Raw genomic sequence first — 25,100 nt, forward strand, 5'->3', positions numbered from 1 at the left:
AGATGTGTATAAGAGACAGGGCCGGAGCCGGGGCCCCGATCTCCTCCATCTCCACAAGATACTGGGTCCCGTCGATTGAGATCTTGAATTTACGCAGCATGGGTGTTCTCCGTCACTTTCTTTCGATAGATGCGTTTTACGGTAAACGAGCTTTTATCAAGCGCCCCGGCTCCCAGGGCCGTAGCGATGCAGGCCACGCGGGTGTATTCGGGGTTCGCCATGCTCACGCGGCGCAGCACCAGGTTGCTCTCGGTGTGCTCGCCGGCGGCGATGGCGGCGGCGATGATGCAGGCCACCTTGTGCCCTTCGGGATCGACGGGGAGGTATGCGGGTAGTTCCTCCCAATCGGCAGCGGGGTAGCCGGGCGCGATCATCTCTACCTGCGGCGCCGAAGCGGTGCGCGCGGGACCCGCCCGCCTGCTTCCACGTCGCCTTGCCATGCGCGAGAAGCGCTCGCGCAACCAGGAGCGAAATCCCATAGACCGTCCTCTCCCGCGCGCACGAGGGTGTCAATCGTTTGGTGAATGGGCGACACCCCGGGGGCGCGAATTACAGTAATGATGATTGTATAGAGAATTTGAAGATATGCGAAGGGGTGAAAATCAATTAACGGACAGCTTGCCCGGCGTGAACAAAGGCATGCGTACATGGAGGGTTGGTGTCGGTATGCAGCCTGTGCATACCCGGGATTATCCCCTATAGGCGAGGGGAATACTAAGCGGTACGCGAGTGGTTCACACGTATATCGAAAGGATATGACATGGCAACATTCTTTAAGGATTCAACCGGCAAGCTCTTCGTCGCGCTCAGCGCCGATGCGGCGGCTCCCGAGGGCTTCGAGGCGCTCGAGGCCAACTCGGTCGACGCCGCGCAGGAGAAGCATGTGCCCGTGGTAGACGTCCAGCGCGACGGGCACGTGATCCATGTAACGGTCGGCGAGGTCGAGCATCCCATGCTCGAGGAGCACTATATCGAGTGGATCGCGCTTGAGGCCGATGGACGCCTCGAGGTGCATGACCTCAAGCCCGGGCAGACCCCTGCCACCTTCTTTGCCGGCGGCATGAAGTCCGGCACCGTCTACGCCTACTGCAACCTGCACGGCCTGTGGAAGAAGGCCTTCTAGTCCGTCGCCCCGCGCGGCGCACGACGCTCGGCAGTGCGGTCTCGTTATCGACGTTTTACATCAAATCCGCAGCTCTACGCACCGGGTGGCCCCCGGATGGAGTAAAGTGGAATGACGAGGGGTCGCCTTCGGGCGGCCCCTTTTCTGAGGTAAGAAAGGAAGGTGGCTCGGGTGAACATCGCGCTCGCGCAGATCGATATGCGCCTTGGCGACATCGAGGGCATCTGCGCGCGGGTCGAGAGCCAGGCGGTACTCGCCAAGGAGAGAGGCGCCGACCTCTTGTGCGTTCCCGCGCCGCTGATGGCGGGAGTCGTGCCCGGAGGGCTCATCGAGGCGTCCAACTACGAGAACGACCTGGTGCGCAGCCTCGAGCGGCTGGCCGCCCGTCTGAAGGAGCTCGAGGTCGTGGCGCTCGTGCCCGCCGTGGTCTCCTATGGCGGAGCGCCGCTCTTCGAGGTGTTCGTGCTCGATCGCGGACGGGCGGTCCCGGCGCGGACCATGCTGGCGCTTCGTCGCGAGCGGACCGGCGACGACCTTTGGGCGCCGCCGGTGTTCGACGTGGCGGGCGTGCGCGTCGCGGTGACCTTCGACGCCCTGCGCGACCTCGAGGAGCTGCCCCGAGGCTGCGACCTCATGGTGTACTTCCAGGCAAACGCCTTTGACGTTCACGACGAGGCGTCGAGCGCCGTGGCATCGGTTGCCGACGGGCATTTTCGTCGCGAGGTGGCGCGGGCGGGGCTTTGGCTTGCATGCATGGCGCCCGTGGGCGCCTTTGACGACGCGGTGTACACCGGCGGATCGTTTGTGATGGACGACGCCGGGCGCGTGGTCGCCCAGGCCCCGTGCTTCGAGGAGTCCCTGCTCGTCCAAGAGGTGCGCCGCGGCATGCAGCTGCCCTGCATCGAGCAGCACGAGCTGCCGCAGTACCGGCGTGAGGAATGGCTGTGGGAGGCGCTCGTGATAGCGGTTCGCGACACGGCGCTCGCCCGCGGGAGCCGTCGCGCGGCCCTGCTGCTCTCGGGAGACCTTCAGTCGTCGCTTGCGGCGGCGCTCTGCGTCGACGCGCTGGGGCCTCGTAACGTGGTGGGGCTTGTGGTCGAGCGCTCCGAGGTGTATACGCCGTCGCAGGAGGTCGCCGAGCGCGAGCGCATGGAACTCGTCCGCACCCTCGCGTCGAACCTCAACATCCGCCTCGTCGAGCACGAGGCGCCCGAGGTCTCCGCCATCGTCGACCGCGTCCCCACGTTTGCCGAGGGCCCTCAGCTGCGCGAGCAGGCGGAGGGCATGCTCTTGCGCGACCTCGCGCGGATAGAGCACGCGGTGCCGGTGAGCTCCATCACGAAGACCGACGCCGCGCTTTCGGCTCCGGCCCTCGCGGCCTCGTTCCAGGGGGTGATGGCTCCCTTCGGCGACGTATACCTCTCGGCGCTCGAGTTCCTGGCGCGCATGCGCAACGGCGCCGGGACGGCGGTGCCCACGCGTCTGGTGACATTGAACGCGGTGGAGCGCTCCCTCTCCGAGGCGCTTGCGCGCGCCATGCGCGACGACTGGGAGAAGACCGACTGGGCAGACCATATCGCCCGGGTGCTGGCCAAGCTCGAGCCGAGCCAGGTCGACGGCATCCTCGAGGCGCACGTGGACCGAAACCTCCCGTTCGAGGAGCTTCCGACGATCGACGCCAACCGCGAGGCGGCTGCCTTGCTGTTGGTTCTGGTGAGGCACGGCGAGTATGCGCGGCGCATGCTGCCCGAGTGCCCCATCGTCTCGGGCCGCTCGTTCTCCGAGCGCATGTGGCCCGCGTCGCTCGCGTGGTCCGACCTGGGGCGACACGGCGAGGAGCATCGCGGCGTCGCAGAGCTCGCGCGAGAGGAGCTCGACCGGGCGGAGCAGCGGGGAGACGAGTACGGCGAGCGGGTCCGCGGAGAGGTCATGGGACTTATCGGCGGCTTGCTGGGCATCACGCCCGAGCAGCTCGAGCATCTGCAGTCCGAGGAGGGGCAGCGCAAGATTCGCGAGAACCTGCAGCGCTTCGAGGGACAGGTTCAGGAAGCGATCAGCCGCATGATCGAGAGCTCTTCCCAGGAGGGGCCCTCTGACGAGCACGTCGTCGGGCCCATGGGGCCCGGCCCTGTCCATCCGGACCGCAATTTCCCCTTTTTCTCGCAGAACTAGTCGCGACGGCGGCCGTCATGCTATAGTAGAACAAGTGTTCGAATTGCGTGGAGGCCGCCGCGCCCTTGTGTGGAGGGAGGGCTAGCATGATCATCTTGGGGCTCGACCCCGGCTTGGCGAATACCGGCTGGGGCATTGTGGAGGAGCGTCGGGGAGACTGCCGCTGCCGGGCATACGGGTGCATCCACACCACCACCGACCAGGAGCTCGCCCCTCGCCTCCGTCATATCGTCGACGAGCTTGCCGAGGTCGCGCGCCGCTATCACCCCGATGCCGCAGCCATCGAGAGCATCTTCTTTGGCGCCAATACCCGCTCCGCCATACCGACGGCCCACGCCCGCGGCGCCGCCCTGGTCGCCTGCTCGCTCGCAGGGCTCGAAGTGGGGGAATATACGCCTATGCAGATCAAGCAGGACGTGGTGGGCACCGGCGCGGCCGATAAGCGTCAGGTTATATATATGGTGCGAAACCTCTTGCGCCTCGATCACGATCCAAGGCCGGACCATGCGGCAGACGCCCTCGCCTGCGCGATCTGCCATGCTCACCGCTGCGCCACGGCAGAGCTCACCCACGGTCGTTACGTACAAGAGAAAGGGAACCCCTACTCATGATCGCTCAGTTGCGTGGAACACTGATAGAGGCAACCATGTCTGCCGCGGTGATAGACGTCGGGGGCGTGGGGTACGAGGTCGGCATCTCCGCCACGACGGCGGCCGGACTGCCTCCCGCGGGAGACGAGGTGCGCCTCTACACGCGCATGCGCATCTCCAACGACGCCGTCGCGCTGTTCGGCTTTCTCACCGCATCCGAGCGCATGGTGTTCGACCGCCTCATCTCGGTATCGAGCGTGGGCCCGCGGCTGGCGCTGTCGGTGCTCTCGAAGTTCTCGGTCGAGCAACTGTATACCGTCGTGCTCTCCGAGGACGCCAAGGCCATGGCAACGGTGCCCGGCGTGGGGAAAAAGACCGCGCAGCGCCTCATCCTCGAGCTCAAGGGAACCTTTGCAAAGGAGCGCGGCCTCGTGGGGGCCGACCTCCCCGCCGCAGGGCAGCTTCCCATAGGCGCTCCCGACCGGGGCGTGCTCGAAGACGCGCGCGAGGCCCTGCTTTCCATGGGCTTCAGCCCGCAGGAGACCGACCTTGCGCTTGAGGGGTATGATGGCCGTGACATGAGGGTCGAGGACGTCCTCGCCGCAGCCCTCAAGCGACTGGGAATGGGTGCATGATGTGGGAAGCCGATGACTCGCGTGACCTGTGGGACGACGTGCCGCAGCGTTCCGCCGGCGCCGCGCAGGGCGTTCGCGGCGATCGCTTCGTGACGGGCAGCCTCACGAGCGACGACTTGGACGTCGAGCGCTCCTTGCGCCCACAGAAGCTCGACGACTACTGCGGACAGGACCATATCAAGGAGAGCCTGCGGATCTTGATCGAGGCGGCGCAGAGCCGCGGCGAATGCTTGGACCATGTGATCTTCTCGGGCCCTCCGGGACTGGGCAAGACCACGTTGGCGACGGTGGTCGCCAACGAGCTGGGGTCGCAGATCAAGACGACCTCCGGCCCCGCCATCGCCCGCACGGGGGACCTCGCCGCGATCCTGACCAATCTTCAGCCTGGAGACGTGCTCTTCATCGACGAGATCCATCGCCTCAATCATTCGGTCGAAGAGGTGCTCTATCCTGCGATGGAGGACTTCGCGCTCGACATCGTGATCGGAAAGGGGCCGGCGGCGCGCTCCATCCGCCTGGAGATCCCGCACTTCACGCTCGTCGGGGCGACCACGCGCTCGGGCATGCTCACAGGGCCGCTGCGCGACCGCTTCGGCATCTCGTTCAGGCTCGATTATTATTCGGTGCGCGACCTCGCGCAGATCGTGGTGCGTTCGGCGACCATCCTCAACGTGGCGATCGACCAGGATTCTGCCGAAGAGATCGCCTCGCGCTCGCGCGGCACGCCGCGTCTGGCCAACCGTCTGCTCAAACGTGTCCGGGACTATGCCCAGGTGCGTGGCGGGGGAGACATCGACCTGCCCATCACGCGCGAGGCGCTCGAGTTCTTCGAGATCGACGAGCTGGGCTTGGACTGGATGGACATCCGGATCTTGGAGACGCTTGCGCGCACCTTCCGGGGTCGCGCGGTGGGTCTCTCGACGCTTGCGAGCGCCGTTGGCGAGGACCCCGCGACGCTCGAGGACGTCTATGAGCCCTACCTGCTCCAGCGCGGTCTCATGGTGCGCACCAAGCATGGCCGCATGGCGACGCTAGCCGCCTATGACCATCTCGGCATGGAGCCTCCTGCAAACCTGTAGCGGCTCTCGCGCCCGCCGCATGACGTCAGGCAAAAGGGCCTGCCCCGCATGTGCGGGACAGGCCCTTTTGCGCTGCGATGGATGCTCAGGGTGCAACGCAGTTCTCATAAAGCTCTTCCGGTGCTATATCGACTCCACATTGCCAAACTGCTGTGAAGCCATCTGAGCGAACTGCGGCAAACTCTGAAGGGTTGGAGAGCTTGGCGAACACGCCCTTTCCAATAAGCGGTGACATGTCATATATTCCGTGGCGCCCATCTTGGAACTCAAGGTAGAGCATACCCCGTCTGACATGGCGGCCCTTTATCCAACCTTGCGCACGTTGAGAGCCTGGGTCTCTCCAGGCTTCTTGCCGGGGCCCACCTCGAACTCTACGCGGTCGCCTTCATCAAGCGACTTGTAGCCGTCCATCTGGATTGCGCTGAAGTGCACGAACACGTCGGAGTGCGAGCCCTCGACAGGGGAGTCGGGGGTAATGAAGCCATAGCCCTTCTCCTTGAAGAAGGACTTCTTTACCGTTCCGGTTGCCATACATCGACCTTTCGTTCGGTACCCACATGGGCGTTTGGCGCATGTCGCGGTCGCGGCATACTGGTTGAGCATGGTACCCCTAAGAGCACTCTCTCATGCGGGCTATCAACATATAAAAACAATTGGTTTCAGGCGAACATCCTCGCGTCGCGTCGAGACGTCCCGCGCGTGCTACCCTGTGGAAGGCATGACACCTAATCGCAGGGAGGAACTCCATGGCTTGCACCACTATATTGATTGGCAAGGCGGCGAGCTACGACGGCTCGACCATCATCGCGCGCAACGAGGACTCGCCGAACGGGCAGTTCGAGCCCAAGCGCATGCATGTGGTGAGCCGCGACGAGCAGCCCCGCGTCTACAAGAGCGTCGAGTCTCATCTCACCATCGAGCTGCCTGACAGCCCCATGCGCTACACCTCGGTGCCCGACGCCTTGCCCGGCCACGGCGTGTGGGCGGCGGCGGGTTTCAACGAGGCCAACGTCGCCATGACCGCTACCGAGACCATCACGTCGAACGAGCGCGTGCTCGGCGCGGACCCGCTCGTGGCATACCGGCCCGCCGTCGGCGTCGAGGGCGAAGACGGCTATCTCCCCGAGGTGCCCGGCGGCATAGGCGAGGAGGACATGGTGACCCTCGTCTTGCCGTACATCGCCAGCGCTCGCGACGGCGTGCGTCGCCTGGGCGAACTGCTCGAGCGGTTTGGCACCTACGAGATGAACGGCATCGCATTTTCCGATGTTGACGAGATCTGGTGGCTTGAGACCGTGGGCGGCCACCACTGGATCGCCAAGCGCGTGCCCGATGACGCCTATGTCACGATGCCCAACCAGCTCGGTATCGACTCGTTTGACCTTGCGGACGCCGAGGGAGAGCAGCGAGAGCACATGGCGAGCGCGGACCTTCGCGCATGGATGGCCGAGAACCACCTGGATCTCACCCTCTCTTCGTCGCAGGTCGGCTTCTCGGCGAAAGGGGCGTCCGAGGGGTCTTCGGTCTTCAACCCGCGCGACGCGTTTGGCTCGCACAGCGATTCCGACCACGTCTACAACACGCCCCGTGCGTGGTATATGCAGCGCTGCCTAAACCCGAGCGACCGCTGGGACGGACCCGCCGCCCCGCTGCGTCCGGAGTCCGACAACATTCCCTGGTCGCGCACGCCCGAGCGCAAGCTCACCATCGAGGACGTGAAATACGTGCTCTCCGCCCATTTCCAAGGCACGCCGTACGACCCGTATGGAAAGGCCGGCACCGACGCCACCCGCGCCATGTATCGACCCATCGGCATCAATCGCAACGGCCAGCTTGCCGTCCTGCAGATTCGCCCGTATCGCCCCGAGGCATCGCGCACGGTTCAATGGATGGCGTTCGGCTCCAACCCGTTCAACGCGCTCGTCCCCTTCTATGGCAACGTCGACGCGGCGCCCGAGTATCTGGCCAACACCACCGCGCGCGTGACCACCGAGAGCTTCTACTGGGCAAACCGCGTGATCGCCGCCCTCGCAGACGCCCGCTTCCATGAGAACTCGGCGGCGGTCGAGCGCTATCAGGAGAAGGTCGGCTCGCTTGGCCACCAGATGCTCCGCGAGACCGACGCCGAGGTGGCAGGTCTTCCCGCCGCGGAGGTCCCCGCTGTGCTCGAGCAGGCAAACGACCGCATGGCGGCGGACCTCAAGCGCGAGACCGAGGACCTGCTGGGGCGCGTGCTCTACACCACGAGCTGCGCCATGAAGAACGGCTTCGCGATGTCGGACAACGAGCGCTAGGGCTATCGGGCTCCCGTCTCCCGGGACGGGAGCCGCTCCCGCTCGGGCCCGCCGCCGGTGCCTACCGTTTGCGGCAGCTCGTTATGGGCGTGCGCAATGGGGTACAAGAAGTGAAATGCAGCCGTCCCTGCCGGCAGCCCCGGCAGATGAAGGAGACATCATGGCCACCACCTTTGAAGATCTCGTCAACAATATGGTGAACATCGGTATCGGCATGGCTGCCACGGCGGCAGAGAAGGGCAAGGAGGTCCTCGACGACCTGAACGCCAAGGGCGAGCAGGTCCGCAGCGAGAAGCCCTCGTCTGACTTTGCCCGCTCCATGTCCGATGTGTTCGTGCAGGCGGGCGGCGCCTTTAGCGACGTCACCGACCGTTTGAGCTCGCAGGGCTCGAGCGTCGCCGAGCGCGTGCTCGACGAGCTGATCTTGGCCCGAGTGCGCATGCTCACCATGTCTGAGCGCACGGAGTTTTTGGCGCACGTGCGCGACCTGGTCGATTCGGTGGACGATGCCACGGTGACGGTGGAGGTCGAGTCGGTCGAAGAGGAGCCTGACGCCGGCGCGGACGCCCCCGTCGACGAGGCGGCAGATGCCGACGAGGCCGCCGCAGACGGTAAGGACGCATAGATATATGACGAAAGACGCCGGCAAAGCTGAGGCCCACCACGAGCCGCTGATTCCCGAGGAGCCCGGCTTCGTCGAGGAAGAGCCCCTCATTCCTTCTCGCTCGGCTCGTCGTCGCGAGCGCGCCGCCGACGAGTTCCCTGAAGAGCCCGAAGTGATGGCGGATACAGAGAAGTATCAGCTCAGCTTTGCCGGCCGTCGCAAGCGTATCGCCGAGATCTTCCGGCTGGCACGCAAGTACGAGGTGTGGAACAACATCACCCCCGTGCGCCTGCGGTGCCTGCTCGAGGAGCTCGGCCCCATGTTCGTGAAGATGGGCCAAATTCTGGCGAACCGCTCGGAGATCTTGCCGCAGCGGTTTTGCGACGAGCTTCGTCGCCTCCGCACCGATGTCGAGCCCGTCCCGTATTCGGTGGTCCTCGAGTGCCTCGAGGCCGAGTACGGCTTGAAGCTCGGCGAGATCTTCGATGCGATCGACCCCAACCCGCTCGGCTCGGCTTCGCTCGCGCAGGTGCATCGCGCTCGCCTGGTGAGCGGGGAGGACGTCGCGGTGAAGATCCAGCGTCCCGGCGCGCAGCAGGTCATGGCGCAGGACATCGACATCATGCGCTCCCTTGCCCGCCATGTGTCGCGCTTCTTCAAGACCGACCAGATCGTCGACCTGCGCGACGTGGTCGAGGAGCTTTGGCAGTCCTTCCGCGAAGAGACCAACTTCCTTATGGAGGCGCGCAACCTCGACGAGTTCCACTCCTTTCACGCGAGCTCTCACGGCATCTCGTGTCCAAAGTCCTACCTCGATCTGTGCACCGAGCACATCGTGGTCATGGACTACATCGACGGCATCTCGATCGCCGAGCCCCAACGCTTGGTGCGCCAGGGCTACACCTTGCGCGAGATCGGCTCGCGCATCGTCGACGACTACGCGACCCAGGTACTCGACGACGGCTTCTTCCACGCCGACCCGCATGCCGGCAACATCATCCTGTCGGACGGGGTCATCTACTTCATCGACCTCGGGATGGTGGGGCGCATGTCCAGCCATGACCGCGGGGTGGTGAAGGAGATCATCTTCGCCGTCGCGCAAAACGACGTGCCGCGCCTCAAGGACGCCTTCATGCGCTTCGCGATCTCTCGCGGCGACACCTCGCAGATCGACCACACGGCGTTTCTCACCGACCTCGACTATATCGTGCAGGACTTCGGAGGCAGGGACCTGGCCGACCTGGACATCGGGCGCTTCTTGACCTCCCTGATCAACCTGGCGCGTAAAAACGACATCGAGCTGCCCAGCGTGGTCACGATGTTCGCGCGCGGCATGGTGACGCTCGAGGGGCTGCTCTCCGAGTACATGCCCGACGTGAACATGGTCCAGATCATCTCCGACCACATCGCGAACGAGACGAGCTCGTTCGAGCGCGTCGAGAAGGCGGCGCAGGAGCTGCTCATGGGAACGGGCCGTGCGGTGAAGGGGTCGCTCGAGGCGGCGGAGTACCTGGGCCTCGCCTCGCGCATGCTCACCCGCGGGCAGCTCAAGGTGAACACCGAGCTCATGGGGTCCGAGGAGGTGCTGCGACACGTGGGCGGCATCGTGGACCGCGCCTCCATGGCGATCGTGATCGCAGGCCTCTTCATCGGCTCGTCGGTGGTGTACTACGCAAAGATCGAGCCGGTGATCTTCGGGATCCCGGTGATCGGCTTTTTGGGATATCTGTCAGCCTTGGTGCTCGCGCTCATGCTGGGGCGCGAGATCTGGCGAAACTCCCACGGCAGGCGCCGCTAGCCAGCCTGGCCGCGGCGGCCATGCGCCGGCGAATCTAGGCGGGGTTTACGATCTGGATGTTGGAGAAGGCCTTCGTCGCGGGGTCATAGTCAAAGACGAGGATGCAGCAGTTGCCCAAAAAGACGTCCTGCGGGCAGGTGGCGCGGGACTCCCAGGCGAGCTTGAACTGCGTGATGATCGCCCCGTGGGAGACGGCGAGCACGTTGTCGCCGGGATGGGCGTCCATGGCGCGGGTCAGCGTCTCGACGATGCGCGAGCGCGCCTCTAGCTCGTAGTCGCCACCGACCTCGACAAGCTCGTCATGGGGGTTCCACGGCGTGATGGGCATGGCGTCTTGCGGCCCCGCCTCGTAGATGCCGTAGCATCGCTCGATAAGGCCCGGCTCGTCGGCGCGGGGGACGCCCGAGTAACGCGGGTTGTGCCCGATCACGATGTCGAGGGTGTCGTGCGCACGCCCCAGCGGGGATGAGCAGAGGTATCCGACCTCGACCTCATGCTCGGCATACCAGCGGGCGGCCGCGACGGCCTGGTCGCGTCCCGCCTGGGTGAGCGGCGAGTCGCAGTGTCCTTGCACGAGCTTCAAGACGTTGAATTCGGTTTGTCCGTGGCGCATGAGGTAAAGACGAGGCATGGGGTCTCCTGGCGAAGGTGGCGGGGCGGTGGGACGAGTCGGTGCGAGGACCCCGGCGGCTGCCCTTCACGATGGCTGCGGGGCGGTCGCCGGGCGCTTCGGCCCAAGGAGGATGTTACAGCAGCTTCTCGTAGGCGATGCGCACGATGTCGGTTTCGGCGTCGCCCTTTGTGGAGAGCTTGAAGGCGCTGAGCTCGCTAAACCCCTGCTTGGCAAGGAAGCTGCGCATTGCAAGGTTGCCGGGATGCGTGTCGATGCGTATGCTCGAGCGGCCGGCGCGGCGGGCGAGGTCCTCGGCGGATGCAAACAAGAACGCCATGACGCCACGCTTGAGCGCGGCCTCGGCGGTGGCACATCGATGGATCGCGGCATAGGGGACCGGCTCCTCGGAAGGGTTCGCGGTGAGCCAGTCGATGCCCGAGGCGGCGTAGTCGCGGTCCAGGTCGAGCCTCAGGGCGAGGGCGCCCACGAGCTCTCCGGCGGCCGTGGCGGCGACGTGGCAGGCGCCGAGCGCGATGTCCTGCTCGACCGATGCGAGGTCGGGGTATCCGTGTTGCCACTGCTCGATGCCAAACCGGGCTATCGAGCGCTTGCCGTCGTCGAGTATCTCCATCACGCGGGTCGCCTCAGAAGCGGTCGCGCGGCGCATGGTGAGCGTGTCTTCCATGGAGAACCCTTTCTATCTTGGGGAGCGTTGCTCCAGCTGTTTGCACGGACCACCGATTATGCCCCTTGCAGACGTTCCCGATGCGCAGCCGGGCGTCTCCGCCAATCCTCGACAAACGGGTGCTTGTTGCCAGCGGGCTGCCCGTGCGGGCGAAACGAAGAGAGCCCCGGCAGGCGGGGCTCTCTGGTAGCCGATGGCTGCAGGCGCGGGGCGCGCGCCGGGGCCTCGTCCCTAGAACGAGAAGAAGTCGAAGCGCGGCGGCAGCGCGACGACCTGGTGCGCGCCGGCCTTTTCGCCAAGCGACGCCAAGAGCTCGTCGGTGGTGTCGAAGACGTGCTCCCACGAGAAGAAGACGGCGGGGTCGATGGCGAAGTGCTCGCAGATGAGCTCGCACCCGCGCGGCACGACGCCGTGCATGAGGACCGTCGCCACGCGCAGCTCGAAGAATGCGTCCACAAGGGCCTGGCGCATGAGGTCGTCGCCGGCGGCTTGGTCGTCTGCCTGCGCGGCCTTCGCCGCCTTGCTGGCATCGCTCCAGCGCTTGTTGGCGGCGCGCAGGAAGGTGTCGCATACGCCGAGGGCGCGATGCAACTCGAAGGTGTGCATGTACCGCTCAAAGGCAAGGACGGCCTGCTCGGCGGCATCGCGTGCGGCGGGGCTGGGATCGCCTGCGGGGATGCACCCCGTGCGCACCGACGAAGGGTCCCCGTCCTTGACGGCGACGCCGTAGAAGCACGAGCGTGCCAGGCGGTTGAACACGCCGGTAAGCAGCGTCCCCTCCTTCTGCACGGGGTCGATCACGCGCTTGTCGTCGCGGGCGAGCAACGGGCTTCCGTCGGGGTTCTTGCCGGTCTCGCGCGTGTCGTAGGCCTTCGGGGAGAAGCTCACGGGCTTTTCGCCCAGGCCGAGCGACAGGAAGTGGGCGCGCAGCTGCTCGGCGCTGTAGTGATCGAGCAGTTCGCTTGCGGGCGGCGGCGGGGTTTGCGAGCTGGAGCTCGCCTTCTTGCCCATGTAGAGCACGTGGTAGTTCGCGACCAGGGTGCTCTGCTGCATGTTGCAGCCGAGCGCTTCCCACATGGCGGTCTGCGCCACGCCGTAGAAATAGATGTTGTCCTGGCCGATGAACTGGTAGGCATGGGCCTCGTCGCTGCACCACCAGTCGTGCCAGTCGAGGCTCGCGTAGCGGTCGCCGCGTCCGGTGCGCTTCGCCTCGGCGAGCGCGGTGCGCGTGAAGCTGATGGGCGCCCAGAGGCTCTCGGGCCATACCCAGCAGGTGAGGCCGGAGCATCCGCACTCGTCGGTGACGGGCACGCCCCATTCGATGTTGCCCGTGATGCGGAACGGAACGAGCGCCTTGCCCGAACGGAAGCGAACCCCGCCCTGGTTGAGGACCTCGTGTGCCTCGTCGCGCTCGAGCCAGCTGGGGAAGGTCACCGTGAAGGAGCTCTTGTTGCCCTCGGGCTCTGCGACGACGTGCTCGGGAAGCTGGTCCTCGATGGCATCGAAGGCCTCGCGGAACTTGTTTTGAATGTAGAGCTGCGGCGGGTTGAGCCACTCCTCGAGGGTCTTCACCACCACGGGGCGCACCGTCTCGTCGTCCTCGAGCTTGCTGGTGTAGTCCTTGAGGAAGTCGAGGTAGGCGGGCAGGTCGAAGTAGATGTTGTCGACCGGGCGCAGCTCGGGCGTCTCGCCGGTGAGGGCGCTCTTGGGGGCGATGAGCTCTTCGGGCTCAAACTGATGGCCCAGGTCGCACTCGTCGGCATAGGCCTTCTCGGACTTGCAGCCCTGGATGGGGCAGCGGCCCAGCACCTGGCGGCCGTTCAAGAACTGGCCGGCGACCGGGTCGAAGAACTGCTTGGTGGCACGCTTCTGCAGCACGCCGCGCTCCTTCAGGCGCATGATGACCTCGTCGGTCATCTGCTCGTGCACGTGGACGGCGGGCTCGAGCGCGCTGCCGCCGAAGAAGTCGGGCTCGATGTCGTAGCCGGCGAGCGTCGATGCCTGGCGCTCGTGGTTCTCCTCGACGTAGTCGGAGATGTGCTTCTCGTAGCCCTTCTCGTCGCGGAGCTTGCGATAGCTCTCCATGATGGGGGAGCCGTAGCAGTCGGTGCCCGAGACGAACAGGACGTTCTCGGCGCCCAGACGGTCGCGCAGGAAGCGCGCGTAGAAGTCCGCCGGGACAAACACGCCGCCCACATGTCCGAAATGCAGGTTCTTGTTGCCATAGGGCATGCCCGCCGTGACGACGGCGCGCTTGGGCCAGCTGGGGCGGGATGCTCGGCTGAGCTTCTGAGCCATAGGAACACTCCCTTGGTAGCGGGTTGATAGTGATGGATGCAAGATGGCAGGCCCACATTATCGCACATGGACGCATGAATGCGTGTATCCTTGGTCGCATGAGAAAACGAAGCGACATACACACCTTCGAAGACGAGGCGTTCATAAAGCGGATCTCCATTATGTCGGCATGGGCGTTTCTTGCGGGCGTGCTCGCCACGCTACTGCTCGCCGCCGCGCTCGCCGCGTGTGCGCCGCAGCGCTTCGATGCCTGGCTGACGGGCTTGTTCGTCGACGACGGAGAGGGCTTCGTCGGGTTTCTGAAGTGGTTCGGCTGGACGGCCGTGGCGGTGGTCCTGTCGCTCGTCGTGCACGAGCTGGTACACGGGGCGCTCTTCAAGGCGTTCGCTCCGCGCGGCGCCCGCGTGACCTTCGGCGCAAACTGGGAGAAGGGCATGCTGTACGCCAGCGCCGAGGGCATCGTCTATTCCCGCGGGCATTACATGGCGGTCGCGCTCGCCCCGACGTTTCTGGTGACGTCGCTCGTGGTCGCGGCGGGCTTCGCCTGCGGCTGCCCCGTCGCGGGGGCCTTCGCGGCGACGCTGCATCTTTCGGGCTGCACGGGCGACTGGGGCTATGTGCGCGAGATGCTGCGTGACCCCGGCATCCGCTGGTGCGAGGACACGTCGTGGGGCGTGTGCTTTTACGGCGAAGGGGGTGCTGAGGACGCCGCCGGCAAAGGCGATGCCGGATTGCAGGGCGGCGCCGAGGAGCTCGATGACGGGTGCGCGCCGGCTCCCGCAAAAGGACGGGAGGACGCGTCCCAGGCGCCCGCCCCCGACGAGCGCATGGAGTCGGAGGCGCGGCCATGACGCGGTTGCTGCTGCACGCATGCTGCGCCCCGTGCTCGCTCGAGCCGCTGCGCATGCTTCGCGAGGAGGGGTTCGAGCCCACCATCTGCTGGTGCAACCCCAACATCCAGCCCGCCGAGGAGCACGACCGGCGTCTCGAGGAGCTCAGGCGCTACTGCGAGGCGACCGAGACCCCGCTCATCGAGGCGGCCGAAGACTATGCTCGCTGGGAGCGCGGGGTAGCGCCGATCGGCGCGCTCTCGCGCGAGCGCCGCTGCCGCGCGTGCTACGCGCTGCGCCTCGCCGAGGCGTGCCGCGTCGCCGAGCGCGAGGGGTTCGAGCACATAGCGACGACGCTCGCGGTATCTCCCTACCAGCTCTTTGACGTCTGCAACGAGGTCCTGGCGCAGCTCGCCCGCGCCCATGGCCTCGTGCCGGTCATCCGCGACTTTCGCCCGTGGTATCCCGAGGCCACGCGCCGGTCGCGCGAGCTGGGCATGTACCGGCAGAACTATTGCGGCTGCCGCTTTTCGGCTGCCGAGGCGGTGCTTGACCGGGCGCATCTGCGCGACGAGCGTCGCCGGGCAAAAGAGGCCGTCCGCAAGGGAGCTGCAGACAAAGGGGGCTGTGGCGCGGCGGGCTGCGTCTAGGGTGCGGCCCGCCGCGCCCGCGCCGCGGCGTGAGGCGACCAGGCCGCTCGAAGAGCGTAAGCGGATGGGGAGGACCATGATGGGTTTCCGGTTTGCAGAGCGCGGAGACGTCGCGCTGATCTTGACGTTCATCAAAGAGCTCGCCGACTACGAGCACATGCTCGACCAGGTTGTCGCCGACGAGCAGACGCTTGAAGAATGGCTGTTCGACCGCAGGTCGGCCGAGGTGCTCTTCGCGCTATCCGGCGATGGGGAGGAGGTCGGCTTCGCCCTGTTCTTCCACAACTTCTCGACCTTTTTGGGACGAGCCGGGGTGTACCTGGAGGACCTGTACGTGCGTCCGGAGCATCGTGGGAAGGGGTACGGGCGCGGCCTGATCGTCGAGCTCGCAAACATCGCCCGTGAGCGTGGCTGCGGAAGGCTCGAGTGGTGGTGTCTGGACTGGAACGAGCCGAGCATCGCGTTCTATCGCTCGCTGGGCGCCGAGCCGATGGACGATTGGACCGTATACCGAATCGCAGGAGAGGCCTTGGAGGGGCTCGCCGAACAAGGCGGCCGGTAGGCCTGCGGGCCGTGCGTGAAGAAGTTTGTGAGGGCGCTCGACAAGAGGGACCTGCGGACACGTTGCGCTAGGATGGGACTGTTTGAGCTATCGCCGCTCCGGCGGCTTTGTGAAAGAGGATGGAATGCGTACCGACGACTTTGACTACGACCTGCCCGACGAGCTGATCGCCCAGGCACCTGCTGAGCCGCGCGACTCCTGCCGCCTGCTCGTGCTGCATCGAGGCGATGAGACGGGCTCCGCTGCCGCGGAAGGGCGCCCCCTTGCTCACGGCGGTTCGGTCGAGCATCGCCATTTCTACGACATCGCGGAATATCTGGAGCCGGGCGACCTGCTCGTCGCGAACAAGACGCGCGTGATGCCGGCGCGCCTCGTGGGCCACAAGGCGCATACGGGCGGCGTCGCCGAGACGCTTTTGCTCAAGCGTCGCGAAGACGTCGACGCAATGGGGCACGTGTGGGAGTGCCTGGTCAATCCGGGGCGTCGCCTCAAGCCGGGGGCGGTTATCGAGTATCGTGCGGGCGGGCTGCACGCGCCCGAGTCCTCGCCTGTCGTGCTGACGGGCGAGGTCGTGGATTTTGTGCCCGAGAGCAGGGGAGGGCGCCTGGTGCGCTTCGAGCCGCACGGCAACGGCGCCGACGGGTCGCCACGGACCCTTGACGAGGCGATCCACGCTGCCGGCCACGTGCCACTGCCGCCCTACATCACCCAGTACGAGGGCGATCCCGAGAAGTACCAGACCGTCTATGCCATGAAGGAGGAGCACTCCGCCGCGGCGCCCACGGCGGGCCTGCACTTCACCCCCGAGCTCATCGCCTCGCTCGAGGCCAAGGGCGTGGGCTTCGTGACGGTCGAGCTCGAGGTGGGCATCGACACCTTCCGTCTCGTGGAGGAAGACGACCCCACCCAGCACGTCATGCATACGGAGCGCTATCACGTGTCCGCCGAGGTGATCGAGGCGGTGCACGCCACCAAGGCTGCTGGCCACCGCGTGGTCGCCGTGGGCACCACGGCGGTGCGCTCGCTCGAGAGCGCGTGGGACTCCGAGGCCCCGGCAAGCGATCCGGCGGTTGTGGCGCGCAGGTTTGAGGACGCTTCCGATTCTGCGAAGGTGACCGGGCGCGGCGACATCGTGGCGCGTGAGAACGCGACCACCAACCTCTATCTCATGCCGGGCTCGACCTATCACGTGGTCGATGCACTCATCACCAACTTCCATGTGCCGCGCTCGACGCTGATGATGCTCGTCTCGGCGTTTGCCACGCGCGACCAGATCATGGACGCCTATGCGCAGGCGGTCGAGGAGCGATATCGGTTCCTCTCGTTCGGCGACGCGATGCTGATCCTGTAGGACGGCCGTCTTTTCGGTGCTTGAACGTGCGGCGGCGCGGCGCGTCCGTCTCGACGCGCCGCATCGCGCCTCGAGGGAAATGGGACAGGGACGTGGCTTCTCTTATCGATGACATGAAGGGCCTGCTGGTGCGCAACCGCCGCCTGATTATCGTGGCGGTGTGCGCCGCGGTCTTTTTAGGACTCGCGCACGAGGTGCTCGAAGGCGAGATGCTCAAGCTCGACGAGGCCGCCTACTGGCTGGTGGTCGAGCGCCTGCGGGCGCCGTGGCTCACGCCCGTCATGGAGGCGTTCTCCGCTCTGGCGTCGCCGGTCATCTTGGTGACGCTGCTGCTCATGGTGGTTGCCTTTGCGCCTGGCCGCAGGCCGGGGGCGTGCTGCGCGCTCAACCTGGTGTTGGTGGTGGCGCTCAACCAGATTCTCAAGCAGGTGGTTCAGCGTCCCCGTCCGGAGGGCTTCCGTCTTGCCGAGGTGTCCGGCTTCAGCTTCCCTTCGGGCCACTCCATGGTCGCCATGGCGTTCTTCGGCCTGCTTGTATGGATGGTTTGGCGCTACGAGCGCGACCGCGCGGTGCGGCTGGGCTGCGTCGCGGCATTCTCCGCCCTTGCCGTTGCAGTGGGGATCAGCCGCGTGTATCTGGGCGTTCACTATGCCTCGGATGTCATCGCTGGCTTTTGCGTGAGCATCGTCTGGCTTGCCCTCTACACCAGGCTGGTCGCCCCGTTGCTTCTGAGGGACGATCCGTCCGCTGCGGGGCACGCGGGCGCGACCGCGGACGCGCCTGACGCGAGGTAGGCCTCGGCGGCCGGAGCTGCCGTTCTCTTGCGGGCCATGTAGATACATCGGGCTTCGGGTCCAGGGCGAGCGGTGCCTCTGCGGGGTACCGCCGAGCCTGAGTCCGAAGCCCGATGTAGGACGAGTCTGTGCGGGCGGCGCGCCCGCCGCTAGCTCAACACAAGCCAGAGCACGACGATGAGCACGATCGCGGCGGCGATGGCTGCGATGACCGCGATGAAGCGCAGGCGTGAGGAGCGGGTTTGCTCGCGCACGTCCTGTTCTGCCGCGGCGAGCTGTTCGACCTCGCCCGCTTGCTCTGCGCGCTCTGCGCGATCCGCCTCAAGGCGTCCGGCGATGGCCTCGGTCACGTCGGGGTGTGCGTGGATGTCCTCGGCCTCGTCGATAAGGAGCTGCGCCTCGACGCCCTCGTCGCGAGCATCGGTGGCAGCCTGCTCCTGCTCGTGGCGCTCCTTTTCTTGTTCGGAAATCTGTTCGCGCAGGGCGCGCTGGCGCTCGCTTGCCTCTTTTTTGGCCGTCTCGTAGGCGTCGCGGGCGTCGTCGGCGTCTTCGCGAATCTTCTCGAAGTCCTTCTTTGCGGCGTCGATGGGCTTTTTGGCCTCTGCCAGCATGTTCTGGGCGCTGCGGATCGCCTCGTCGAGCTCGGCGGTGAGCTGGGGGAGGCCGTCGCGCGCCTCGCGCAGCTCATGCATGGCGTCGGAGATCTGCGCCTCAAGCTCGTTGGCGCGCACGTTGTAGGCGGCGGAGTTGGCAGATGGGTTGCGCTGCACCTCGGCAAACTCTTCGCGCAGGGTCTTGAGGCGCGCCTCGGCGCTCTCGGCTGCCGTCGTTGCGGCGGCGATGCCGTTCTTCTTGTCCTCCTCTGCCTTGGCGAGGTTGCGCTCGGCGTCATCCAGGCGGCGCTTCAGGCGCGCGCTCGCCTCACGAGAAGACGCCTCCTTGGCCTCGGCGGCGTCGAGCGTCGCCTTCAGGCGTTTCTCGGTCTGGGCGTCTGCCGCCTTGACCTGCTCGAGCTGGGCCTTGAGCTTCTCGATGGCGGCATCGATGGTCTTCTGCGCCGCCTCTGCCTTGGCGACGGCTTTGGCCGCCCGCTTCTTGCGGGCGGTTTCCTGCTTGATGATCTCGTGGTAGCGCCCCGCGACGTCACGGCGATGGGCGAGCTCCTGCTCCTCTTCGGCAATCGTGCGGTCGAGCGCGTCGAGCTGCTCGCGCGCTTCGGCGTGGGCCTTCTTGGCGGCGTTCATGGCGCGAACCGCTGCCGCGCCTTCCGAGAAGAAGGTGCCCACCGCGTTTGCCGCCTCGGCCGCCGTCGCGGCCACATCGCGTTCGGGGCGCTGCCCATGCTGGGGGGCGGAGGGGCCTTCCTGGTGGTGCGAGGACGCCTCGATCCCTTCGTGACGGATGACGTCGCTCGCGTCGGCGCCATGGACCTCTGCTGGGCGGGGCTGCAGCCAGGCCGGCATGCTGCCCGCCGCGGAGGCGTCGCCGCCTGCCGCCTCGCCCTCTTCGGGTCCGTCTTCGCCTGCGCCCCACGCGTCGTCCGCTGCGTCTTCGGCGCCGGCGGCGACGTCGTCATAGGCGGAGGGGTCCGACGTCGGCAGGGGGTCGGGGGATTGCGCGTCGACGGGCGACGCGGCCGCGTCGCCCGCGTCCTCTGCCGCTATCTGCTCGATATCGTCCATCTCGGTGATGTCATGGCCGTCGGCGTGGGCGGTCATGGCATCCGCGGCCGTCTCGTCCGCGTCCTCAGGCTGGGCCCCGCTCTGCGCGCCGGCGGCCTCGGCGTCCATGTCTTCCCGGAGGCCCGCGCCCTGCCCATCGTCAAGCCCCGCGTCTCGCAGGGGCATCTCGGTTCCGGCCTCGGCGGAGGCGGGTGTTGTCTGCTCGCGCTTCTCTTCGCCCATACACGCTCCTATCGTCTGCATGCCGTAGCACGCCTCATGTCCTGGTTCCCATGATATAGCCCCGACCGGTCATAGGTGGGGTCACGTCGGGCCGATTGGTGAAAAAGTGCAACCGCTTTGGAGGTATCGGATGCCGCTGCCTTGACCTGAAGCGCGCTCCAAGTTCTATGATTCTCATCAGGGAAACGACGGGACTGTCTGCCAACCACGGAGGGAACGAGGACACATGCTGTACAAGGATTTCCAAGGGCTCAAGCTCTCGGCGCTCGGCATGGGCGCCATGCGTCTGCCGGTCGTAGGCGGCGACGACACCAAGATCGACCAGGGCGCGGTCAACGAGATGGTCGACTATGCCATGGAACAGGGCATCAACTACTACGATACCGCCTGGGGCTATCACGGCGGCAACTCCGAGATCGCCATCGGTGAGGCGCTCGCCCGCCATCCGCGCGAGTCGTTCTACATCGCCACGAAGTTCCCCGGCTACGACCTCTCCAACATGGACAAGGTCGAGGAGATCTTCGAGCGCCAGCTTGAAAAGACGGGCATGGGGTACTTCGACTTCTACCTCATCCACAACGTGTGCGAGATGAACATCGACGAGTATCTGAATCCCGAGCACGGCATCATGCCGTATCTGCTGGCTCAAAAGGAGGCCGGCCGCATTCGGCACCTGGGCTTTTCCGCCCATGGCGCGATTCCCGTCATGGAGCGCTTCCTCGAGGCGTACGGCGAGCATATGGAGTTCTGCCAGATCCAGCTCAACTTCCTCGACTGGCAGCTTCAAGATGCCAGGGGCAAGGTCGAGCTCTTGAAGAAGTGGAATCTTCCCGTGTGGGTCATGGAGCCGGTGCGCGGCGGCAAGCTCGCCCAGATCACCGACGAGGAGGCGGAGCGCCTGCATGCGCTGCGTCCCGACGAGTCCACCGTTGCCTGGGCGTTCCGGTTCATCCAGGGCATCCCCGAGGTGTGCGTGACGCTGTCCGGCATGTCCAACTTCGAGCAGCTCAAGGAGAACATCGCGACGTTTAGCGAGGAGAAGCCGCTGAACGACGAAGAGGCCGCGGCGCTCCAGGCGGTTGTCGACGAGATGCTCGGCCGCGGCACCGTGCCGTGCACCGCCTGCCACTACTGCACGAGCCATTGCCCGCAGGGGCTCGACATCCCCAAGCTGCTTGAAATGTATAACGAGGCCGTCGTGACGGGCGGCAAGGGCGGATTTATCCCCAGCATGTTCGTGGCGACGCTTCCCGAGGACAAGCGTCCCGGCGCCTGCATCGGCTGCGGAAGCTGCGCCGCGGTGTGCCCGCAGCAGATCGACATCCCCTCCAAGCTGGCAGATTTCGCGGCGAAGCTGGCTGGATAGGACGGCCTGCCAGGCGTCGGCCGCCCTCGGGGAGCGGATTTTCCTCGGGGTTCGCCATAGGGGTCGATCCATGTCGCTTGAGCTCTCGTCTCGTCTTTAGTAAAGCCTGCCGGTGGTCAATCGCGGCCCTCTCTGGGCAGTGGTCGCGCGCACGGAGTCGCTCGTGGTCAATTGGTGCGTTCCCTGGGCACGAGGTGAGCGGGGCGGAACCGCGGGCGAAAAGTTGGACGCCGGGGGGGGGCGTCCGGGAGGGAGTCCGCATGTACGACAGGGAGACGGTCGAGCTGGCCCTGATGGCGCTCGGCGAGGGCATGACGCACGCGGAAGCCGCGGAGCTGTGCGGGCGTCGCGTCGCTGGCATCAAGATGCCTTGTTGAGGCGCGTGCCGATAAGGGGAAACGCTGCGGAGAACGCCACGATGAGCAACGCCGTCGCGGGGCTGAGCAGGCCTTGTGCCTGAAAGACGCACACGAGGAGGACCATGCAGTAGACGCGATAGCTTGCCGTCCGGTGCCTAATGAGAAACAAGCCGATGGCGGCAGCGGACGAGGTGCTGGTCTTCAGGCCCGGCTCGGCGAAGCGGAGGATGTCGTCCATGGAATCCAGCTTGTTCGCTTTGACGGCGCGAACATAGCACATCCGTGCGAGGTCCTCTTGATGCAAGCCTGCTGCCTCGCGGTAGCTCTTGATGCGTTTGCCGATGTCAATCTCGATGCCCATCGTCGCCTCCGATATGTGCTGTGACGCTACCTTGAGCGTACCCGAATGGGGGAGAGGAGCGCGTGCGGTCGCGTCAAAAGGCTTTGACATGAGCAAGAAACGCTACGGGGGCGTGCGTAACGTCGTTGAGGATTCGCACGCCCCCGATGTGGCGTCTGGTTGCTTTGCTTCTGGACGAGGGGTTTCGCGCCCGCCTTTTCTTCGAGGCTCTATCTAGTATCCCAGGTCTTCGCCGATGAGCACCACGCGGATGCGGCCCTCGTGGCGGGAGTGGCGCGTCACCACGATGTTGCAGCACATGCATTTCGGCGCGTGGCACTCGGCGCATACGCCGGTGAGGTCGCAGGGGGTCTCGGTGTGCAGGCGGCTTGCGTTGAGCGGGCAGGTGATGGTGCGGATGCGCTTCACGCCTGCGTCGATGTCGGCGACGAGCTTGTTCATGCCGACGAGCACCACGACGTGCTCGGGCCCGTGCAGCAAGAGCGAGAGGCGGTCGGAGTTGCCGTCGATGTTCACGAGCTCGCCGTTGGTGGTGAGGGCGTTTGCGCTCATGAAGAACCAGTCGGCGACGTTGCGGTCAAGCCACATCTGGCGCTGCTCCTCGGGGGTGGTCGCCGTTGCGCGGTCGAGCATGCGGTAGATTCCGGCGCCATCGAGGGCCGCTTTCATGCCGGTCTCTTTGAAGGTCTCGCTGCCTCCCCACGTGACGGAGTCGCCTTCGTGCATCCATGACGTCACGAGCTCGACGGCGTCGGCGCTGGTGGGGCAGAAGTAGCCGTCCATGTTGTGCCGAGCGAGCTTTTTGATGACGCTCTCGGCGGTTGCCTCGTATGCGGCGAGGACGCTTGGGGTGGTGGTTGCCATGGGTATCTCCTCTCCTCTGGATGGTTTCATGATACTCCGTCGAGGGGGCCGACAGGGCAGGTGGGCCACGCTATACTGGTCCGGATACATCGACCGTCGAGGAAGATCGACGAGGCAAGGCAAGACCCGCGAGGAGACCCATGGACCAGAAGCTGTTCCGCTACGACATCGTCGCCGAAGACCCTACGACCCACGCCCGCGCCGCCGTGCTGCATACGCCGCACGGCGACATCGAGACCCCCATCTTCATGCCGGTGGGCACCAAGGCGACGGTCAAGGGCGTCCCGTGGGAGACGGTCAAGGAGCTCGGCGCCCAGATCGTGCTTTCCAACACCTATCATTTGGCGATGCGTCCCGGCGCAGACCTCATCGAGGAGATGGGCGGCCTGCATGACTTCATGAACTGGCACGGTCCCATCCTCACCGACTCGGGCGGCTTTCAGGTATTCAGCCACGGCGACGCGGTGAAGCTCACCGATGACGGCGTCCGTTTCATTGCGACCGACTACGACGGCAGCCACGTGTTCTGGACCCCCGAAGACAACATGGCGATCGCCCAGAAGCTGGGGAGCGACATCTGCATGCAGCTCGACCAGTGCCCGGGATACCCCGCGACGCGCAAGTTTGTGGAGCGCGCCGTCGAGCTTTCCAGCATGTGGGCGGAGCGCTGCTATAAGGCGCATACCCGCCCCGACCAGGCACTGTTCGGCATCGTCCAGGGCGGCATGCATCTGGACCTCCGCCTGCGCAGCCTGCGCCATCTCGAGGAGTGCGGCGATTTCCCGGGGTACGGCATCGGCGGGTACTCGGTGGGCGAGGACCACGAGACCATGTTCGAGACGCTTGCCCCGTTGGCTTCGGAGCACATGCCCCGGACCAAGCCCCGCTACCTCATGGGTGTGGGCAATCCCACCACGCTCGTGCGCGGCGTCGCATGCGGCATCGACATGTTTGACTGCGTGCTCCCCACGCGTACCGGCCGCATGGGGTCGGCGTTCTCAAGCGAGGGTCGCCTCAACTTCCGCAACGCCAAGTTTGCGCGCGACCCGCGTCCCGTGGACGAGCGCTGCACCTGCCCGGTCTGCACGGGCGGCTACTCGCGCGCGCACATCCGCCACATGATTACGCAGAAAGAGATGCTCGGCGGCATCCTGCTGTCGATGCATAACATCTACTACCTGCTGAACCTTATGAAGGAGGCCCGCCAGGCCATCATCGAGGGCCGCTACGGCGCCTTTGTGAGGGACTGGATGGATTCGCCCGCCGCCGCCGACTACTAATGGGTTGCATGGGGACGGGGTCGTTTCGTCCCACCAATGGATGATGGGCGCGCGCCTGGGAGCCTGCGACAGGGCGCCTGGGCGCGCGTCATGCCTCTTTCGCACGAGGGGAGCTGCTGCTGTTTTTTCCATGCTCCCAGGAAAAGGCAATCGCCGCTGGTCCAAGCATGACCGCGGCGCCGAGCAAAAGCTGGACATTGCTGCTTGCGGCGGCGCCTAAAAGCAGGCCTGCCGCGGAGATGCCGCAGGCGGCTCCGAGCCATAGCGTCCAAAACCAGCGGCAGATGAATCGCAGGGCGCGGTCGGCTCGGCTGCCCGGGTGAGCCGACGCAAGGCTTGCGAAGGCAATCATCTGGCGGATGCTGGCAAGGCCTGCCTTGCGCGCGATGATGAGAAGCCAAACGGTGCCGATCGCGAAGACCCCCAAGCGAAACGCGGCGAACGGCCTTGTGAAATCCTCGCTTGCCGCCCCGCCGGCAAAGACGGCGGTCGCGGCATTGATGGCGATGGAGACAAGCTGCGTGCTCAAGAGGATGGCGGCGGCGCAGACAAGCTCGCGGCGCGTGGCGAGCGCGCGATCATGGACGACGGCGGCGTCTCCGCCCAAGAGGCTGTCGACCGTCGTGCCGCACGCCTCTGCGATGCGTTTCAAGGCGTATGCGTCGGGCGTGGTGCGCGAACGTTCCCAATTGGACACCGTCTGCCTGCTCACGCCGACCAGCCGGGCAAGCGCCTCCTGGCTGAGCCCGGCTGCCGCTCGGCTCTGCTTGATGCGCTCGCCAATGGCCAACGATGTCTGCGCGCCCTCCGCTCCCATGGCAGCCTCCTCCCCGCAGGCTTTGGTTGCAGCCATCGTAGCCGAGCGGGGGGAGAAATGTCTGCAAAAAA

The 25,100-nt window shown here is 65.8% G+C and carries 25 protein-coding genes; 15 read left to right on the forward strand and 10 right to left on the reverse strand.

The genetic code is table 11. The features are described from left to right. Positions 1-89: 89 nt before the first annotated feature. Positions 90-479, reverse strand: coding sequence for a hypothetical protein (locus tag H6A15_RS07975; protein WP_204673224.1), 390 nt, complete (start codon positions 477-479; stop codon positions 90-92). A 281-nt stretch (positions 480-760) separates the two neighbouring features. On the opposite strand from H6A15_RS07975, the gene H6A15_RS07980 reads away from it, so the two are divergent. The 5 genes from H6A15_RS07980 (at position 761) to ruvB (ending at position 5,599) form a co-directional block, all read left to right on the forward strand. After that, positions 761-1,123 carry a desulfoferrodoxin family protein gene (locus tag H6A15_RS07980; RefSeq protein ID WP_204673225.1) on the forward strand — a complete coding sequence of 121 codons (363 nt, stop codon included), beginning with the start codon at positions 761-763 and terminating at the stop codon, positions 1,121-1,123. A 171-nt stretch (positions 1,124-1,294) separates the two neighbouring features. After that, entirely contained in the window at positions 1,295-3,295 is a 2,001-nt protein-coding gene (locus H6A15_RS07985; protein ID WP_204673226.1) for a nitrilase-related carbon-nitrogen hydrolase, read from the forward strand. Between the two features lie 86 nt (positions 3,296-3,381). Next, entirely contained in the window at positions 3,382-3,906 is a 525-nt protein-coding gene (ruvC, locus tag H6A15_RS07990) for a crossover junction endodeoxyribonuclease RuvC (protein ID WP_204673227.1), read from the forward strand. Then, positions 3,903-4,520 carry a Holliday junction branch migration protein RuvA gene (gene ruvA, locus H6A15_RS07995; protein ID WP_204673228.1) on the forward strand — a complete coding sequence of 206 codons (618 nt, stop codon included), beginning with the start codon at positions 3,903-3,905 and terminating at the stop codon, positions 4,518-4,520. The genes ruvC and ruvA overlap by 4 nt, the downstream gene beginning before the upstream one ends. Beyond that, on the forward strand, positions 4,520-5,599 hold the full coding sequence (ruvB, locus tag H6A15_RS08000; protein ID WP_204673269.1) for a Holliday junction branch migration DNA helicase RuvB: 1,080 nt from the start codon (positions 4,520-4,522) through the stop codon (positions 5,597-5,599). The genes ruvA and ruvB overlap by 1 nt, the downstream gene beginning before the upstream one ends. An 85-nt stretch (positions 5,600-5,684) precedes the next feature. Here ruvB and H6A15_RS10740 read toward each other — a convergent pair whose 3' ends face one another. After that, the gene (locus H6A15_RS10740) at positions 5,685-5,879 is read right to left on the reverse strand and encodes a DUF2442 domain-containing protein (protein WP_204673229.1); all 195 of its coding nucleotides are present in this window, start codon (positions 5,877-5,879) and stop codon (positions 5,685-5,687) included. Between the two features lie 23 nt (positions 5,880-5,902). Then, positions 5,903-6,130 (reverse strand): cold-shock protein, encoded by a 228-nt coding sequence (locus H6A15_RS08010; RefSeq protein WP_204673230.1) that lies wholly within the window; start codon positions 6,128-6,130, stop codon positions 5,903-5,905. Between the two features lie 215 nt (positions 6,131-6,345). Between H6A15_RS08010 and H6A15_RS08015 the strand changes: the two genes are divergently transcribed. The 3 genes from H6A15_RS08015 (at position 6,346) to H6A15_RS08025 (ending at position 10,295) form a co-directional block, all read left to right on the forward strand. After that, positions 6,346-7,893, forward strand: coding sequence for a C69 family dipeptidase (locus tag H6A15_RS08015; RefSeq protein WP_204673231.1), 1,548 nt, complete (start codon positions 6,346-6,348; stop codon positions 7,891-7,893). A 160-nt stretch (positions 7,894-8,053) separates the two neighbouring features. Then, positions 8,054-8,518 carry a hypothetical protein gene (locus H6A15_RS08020; RefSeq protein ID WP_204673232.1) on the forward strand — a complete coding sequence of 155 codons (465 nt, stop codon included), beginning with the start codon at positions 8,054-8,056 and terminating at the stop codon, positions 8,516-8,518. 4 nt (positions 8,519-8,522) lie between these two features. Next, a complete protein-coding gene (locus H6A15_RS08025) occupies positions 8,523-10,295 on the forward strand; it encodes an ABC1 kinase family protein (protein ID WP_204673233.1) in 1,773 nt (590 codons plus the stop codon). 34 nt (positions 10,296-10,329) lie between these two features. On the opposite strand, the gene H6A15_RS08030 is transcribed toward H6A15_RS08025, so the two are convergent. From H6A15_RS08030 to H6A15_RS08040, 3 genes are all read right to left on the reverse strand, one after another. Then, positions 10,330-10,926 (reverse strand): histidine phosphatase family protein, encoded by a 597-nt coding sequence (locus H6A15_RS08030; RefSeq protein WP_204673234.1) that lies wholly within the window; start codon positions 10,924-10,926, stop codon positions 10,330-10,332. Positions 10,927-11,041: 115 nt separating this feature from the next. Beyond that, the gene (locus tag H6A15_RS08035) at positions 11,042-11,593 is read right to left on the reverse strand and encodes a GNAT family N-acetyltransferase (RefSeq protein WP_204673235.1); all 552 of its coding nucleotides are present in this window, start codon (positions 11,591-11,593) and stop codon (positions 11,042-11,044) included. 231 nt (positions 11,594-11,824) lie between these two features. After that, the gene (locus H6A15_RS08040) at positions 11,825-13,891 is read right to left on the reverse strand and encodes a class I tRNA ligase family protein (RefSeq protein ID WP_204673236.1); all 2,067 of its coding nucleotides are present in this window, start codon (positions 13,889-13,891) and stop codon (positions 11,825-11,827) included. A 98-nt stretch (positions 13,892-13,989) separates the two neighbouring features. On the opposite strand from H6A15_RS08040, the gene H6A15_RS08045 reads away from it, so the two are divergent. From H6A15_RS08045 to H6A15_RS08065, 5 genes are all read left to right on the forward strand, one after another. Next, on the forward strand, positions 13,990-14,742 hold the full coding sequence (locus H6A15_RS08045; RefSeq protein WP_204673237.1) for a DUF3267 domain-containing protein: 753 nt from the start codon (positions 13,990-13,992) through the stop codon (positions 14,740-14,742). Continuing rightward, positions 14,739-15,371, forward strand: coding sequence for an epoxyqueuosine reductase QueH (locus tag H6A15_RS08050; RefSeq protein ID WP_204673238.1), 633 nt, complete (start codon positions 14,739-14,741; stop codon positions 15,369-15,371). The genes H6A15_RS08045 and H6A15_RS08050 overlap by 4 nt, the downstream gene beginning before the upstream one ends. Positions 15,372-15,447: 76 nt before the next feature. Further along, on the forward strand, positions 15,448-15,933 hold the full coding sequence (locus H6A15_RS08055; RefSeq protein ID WP_204673239.1) for a GNAT family N-acetyltransferase: 486 nt from the start codon (positions 15,448-15,450) through the stop codon (positions 15,931-15,933). Positions 15,934-16,057: 124 nt separating this feature from the next. Beyond that, positions 16,058-17,284 carry a tRNA preQ1(34) S-adenosylmethionine ribosyltransferase-isomerase QueA gene (queA, locus tag H6A15_RS08060; RefSeq protein ID WP_204673270.1) on the forward strand — a complete coding sequence of 409 codons (1,227 nt, stop codon included), beginning with the start codon at positions 16,058-16,060 and terminating at the stop codon, positions 17,282-17,284. A gap of 92 nt (positions 17,285-17,376) precedes the next feature. Beyond that, a complete protein-coding gene (locus H6A15_RS08065; RefSeq protein WP_342635833.1) occupies positions 17,377-18,078 on the forward strand; it encodes a phosphatase PAP2 family protein in 702 nt (233 codons plus the stop codon). A gap of 149 nt (positions 18,079-18,227) precedes the next feature. On the opposite strand, the gene H6A15_RS08070 is transcribed toward H6A15_RS08065, so the two are convergent. Then, positions 18,228-19,982, reverse strand: coding sequence for a hypothetical protein (locus H6A15_RS08070; protein ID WP_204673240.1), 1,755 nt, complete (start codon positions 19,980-19,982; stop codon positions 18,228-18,230). 226 nt (positions 19,983-20,208) lie between these two features. Between H6A15_RS08070 and H6A15_RS08075 the strand changes: the two genes are divergently transcribed. After that, complete coding sequence (locus H6A15_RS08075) at positions 20,209-21,348, forward strand: aldo/keto reductase (protein WP_204673241.1); 1,140 nt, start codon at positions 20,209-20,211, stop codon at positions 21,346-21,348. Between the two features lie 360 nt (positions 21,349-21,708). Here H6A15_RS08075 and H6A15_RS08080 read toward each other — a convergent pair whose 3' ends face one another. Continuing rightward, the gene (locus H6A15_RS08080) at positions 21,709-22,068 is read right to left on the reverse strand and encodes a hypothetical protein (RefSeq protein ID WP_204673242.1); all 360 of its coding nucleotides are present in this window, start codon (positions 22,066-22,068) and stop codon (positions 21,709-21,711) included. Positions 22,069-22,281: 213 nt separating this feature from the next. After that, on the reverse strand, positions 22,282-22,932 hold the full coding sequence (locus H6A15_RS08085; protein ID WP_204673243.1) for a lactate utilization protein: 651 nt from the start codon (positions 22,930-22,932) through the stop codon (positions 22,282-22,284). 140 nt (positions 22,933-23,072) lie between these two features. Between H6A15_RS08085 and tgt the strand changes: the two genes are divergently transcribed. Further along, positions 23,073-24,212 (forward strand): tRNA guanosine(34) transglycosylase Tgt, encoded by a 1,140-nt coding sequence (tgt, locus tag H6A15_RS08090; RefSeq protein WP_204673244.1) that lies wholly within the window; start codon positions 23,073-23,075, stop codon positions 24,210-24,212. A gap of 88 nt (positions 24,213-24,300) precedes the next feature. On the opposite strand, the gene H6A15_RS08095 is transcribed toward tgt, so the two are convergent. Further along, on the reverse strand, positions 24,301-25,065 hold the full coding sequence (locus H6A15_RS08095; RefSeq protein WP_204673245.1) for a helix-turn-helix transcriptional regulator: 765 nt from the start codon (positions 25,063-25,065) through the stop codon (positions 24,301-24,303). Between the last annotated feature and the right edge of the window lie 35 nt (positions 25,066-25,100).

Origin of the sequence: Enorma phocaeensis (genome assembly GCF_016901575.1) — a bacterium.
Lineage (GTDB): Bacteria > Actinomycetota > Coriobacteriia > Coriobacteriales > Coriobacteriaceae > Limicola > Limicola phocaeensis_A.